The organism is Clostridium sp., assembly GCF_032552055.1.
Taxonomy (GTDB): Bacteria; Bacillota; Clostridia; order Clostridiales; family Clostridiaceae; genus Clostridium.
Genome location: NZ_JAWGSV010000357.1, coordinates 1 through 2,370 on the forward strand (window position 1 = coordinate 1; position 2,370 = coordinate 2,370).

Below are 2,370 nucleotides of genomic sequence, written 5' to 3' on the forward strand. Positions count from 1 at the left end.
CTTCAAAACTTACCTAAATTTGAGGACTCTAACTTAATTGTTGGTTTTGATAAAAAAGATGATGCCCTTGTTTACAAAGTATCTGATGATAAAGTTGTAATACAAACAGTTGCCTTTTTCCCACCTATGGTAGATGATCCCTATACTTTTGGACAAGTAGCTGCAACTAATGCTTTAAGTGATATATATGCTATGGGAGGAAACCCATCTATTGCAATGAATCTTCTTTGCTTCCCTTCTTGCTTAGACCCGGAAATAATGCATGATATTTTGTCTGGTGGATATAGTAAGGTTCAGGAAGCTGGAGCAATTATCGCAGGTGGACATACTATTGCAGACCCAACGCCTAAATATGGTCTTTGCGTTACAGGCTTTGCTCATCCAAAAGAAATATTAACAAATAGTAATGCTAAAACTGGAGATGTTCTAGTATTAACTAAACCTATTGGTGTTGGTATTTTAAATACAGCTAATAAGGCTGAGCTTTTATCTGAAAATGAAGTAAAAGAAGTAACTAAGGTAATGACTGAATTAAATAAATATGCTAAAGAAGCCTTTAATGGATTAAAGATTAACTCTTGTACTGATATAACAGGCTTTAGTTTAATTGGACATAGCTTTGAAATGGCAAGTGGAAGCAATAAGACTATAGAAATATTCAGTGAAAGTGTTCCAATACTTCCAAAGACATTAGAATATGCAAAAATGGGTATTCTTCCTGAAGGTATGTACAATAATCGAGATTACTTAAAAAATTCTTTTAAATCCTTACCTAATGTGCAAACTGAAATGGTAGATGCTTTGCTTGACCCTCAAACATCTGGTGGATTACTTCTATCCATGCCTGAAAAAGATGCACAAGAATATTTATCTAGAATGGAGAGTTATACCCCTTGGGCTCGTATCATTGGACAAGTTAAAGATAAAGAAAATATTGATATTATTATAAATAAGTAACTGTTAGAATTTAATCCTGTTATGATTTTATTAATTCAATGACTTTAAAAACTGAATAGTAACCAATTCTTAAAATATGCTATAATTAACTTGTAATTATAGCATATTTTTCTAATACATGAATTTTTAATAAGGAGACGGCTTTTATGTGGATTAGAACTCAATCAAAAAAGGAATTGGTTAAAGTATTTAGAGTAGAGATTTCTTCTATTATTGGTGATGAAAGAAATAAAGTGCTTGTATGGAGTAGATTTGCACCAAATAGTTTATTTTCATCAAATAGGACTTTATTAGGTATGTATCCTACAATGGAAGATGCTATTTCTGAAATAGATGAAATTGAAAAGTGTATTTAGATAATCCTAATGGTGTTTACGTTATGAAAATCAATGAATAGTAACAAAATCCGAAGCATTTTATTAATTATAGAATGAAATGTATAATTTTATGGAATATATGTGCATGGCTCTCTTGCATTTGGATGCTTTAATTATATTAAAATCTTCCAAAGCAATATATTTCAATACTAAATGCAGCCTTTAAAGATTATAAGTCAGAAATAGATTGAGATTTTGATTTAGATAATTCTTTAAACTTCTGTAACTACATGCTTAAAACTATATTTTCTAATAATAAACTTTAAATTTTACAGTGTATTGCAGCAATTTGTCTTATAGAGTATATTGTATTTATATTTGACTGTATATTCTCATCTTAAAACTTAAATATATAAATCCATTATAATTTCATCATAGTACTTTCCATTAATATTAAAGTAATTTTTATGGACTCCAACATTCTTAAATCCAAACTTCTCATATAATTTAATTGCTTTATCATTAGCAGAATTAACACCAAGAATAATATTTTTAATAACTCCACTGTCACTAGCAAATTTAATTAGTTGTCCCATGACAGCACTTCCAACGCCAATACTCCAATACTTTTCCTTTACTGAAATTGCAATTTCACTATTATGAGCGATTCTCTTTCTATTCGGACTACTTATTTGTGCCACGCTTACTATTTCATTATCAATTAATCCAATTATCATAAGCGAATTATTATCTTTATTTATACTTTCAATAAATGAAATTTCATCTCCAACTGATAGTGTAACTTCTCCAGCTCCAAATAATAAATTGTCACTTTCGCCACCAACGATATTAAGATATTCAATAATATTCTTTGCATCCTCCTTTATTGGCTTCCTCAAAATTAATTCTTTTCCATTCTTTAGATTCCCCTTATTAATACATTCTATAGTCATAAACCTCTCCCCCTTTAACCAATTTCTGTAGTTCAATCATTTTTGCAAATTATACATTATAACAATATAATTATAAACTTCTTATAATATAAATTATAAATCATCTTATAATCAGAGTAATTAACTTCTAACACTAAAGACAT

3 protein-coding genes are annotated in these 2,370 nt (G+C 28.9%); 2 read left to right on the forward strand and 1 reads right to left on the reverse strand.

Annotated features, from left to right (window positions below; genetic code table 11):
• Both selD and E6248_RS15455 read left to right on the forward strand, forming a co-directional pair.
• Positions 1 to 957 (forward strand): selenide, water dikinase SelD (gene selD, locus E6248_RS15450; protein WP_316341659.1); only part of this gene is annotated, 957 nt, incomplete at its 5' end.
• 146 nt (positions 958 to 1,103) lie between these two features.
• Entirely contained in the window at positions 1,104 to 1,313 is a 210-nt protein-coding gene (locus E6248_RS15455) for a hypothetical protein (protein WP_316341660.1), read from the forward strand.
• A gap of 365 nt (positions 1,314 to 1,678) precedes the next feature.
• Here E6248_RS15455 and E6248_RS15460 read toward each other — a convergent pair whose 3' ends face one another.
• Complete coding sequence (locus E6248_RS15460; protein WP_316341661.1) at positions 1,679 to 2,227, reverse strand: GNAT family protein; 549 nt, start codon at positions 2,225 to 2,227, stop codon at positions 1,679 to 1,681.
• Positions 2,228 to 2,370 lie beyond the last annotated feature (143 nt).

What these genes read in the sequence shown, in the direction of transcription:
- E6248_RS15455 (WP_316341660.1), top strand. Translation starts at nt 1,104, where the DNA reads ATGTGGATTAGAACTCAATCAAAAAAGGAATTGGTTAAAGTATTTAGA.
- E6248_RS15460 (WP_316341661.1), bottom strand. Translation starts at nt 2,227, where the DNA reads ATGACTATAGAATGTATTAATAAGGGGAATCTAAAGAATGGAAAAGAA.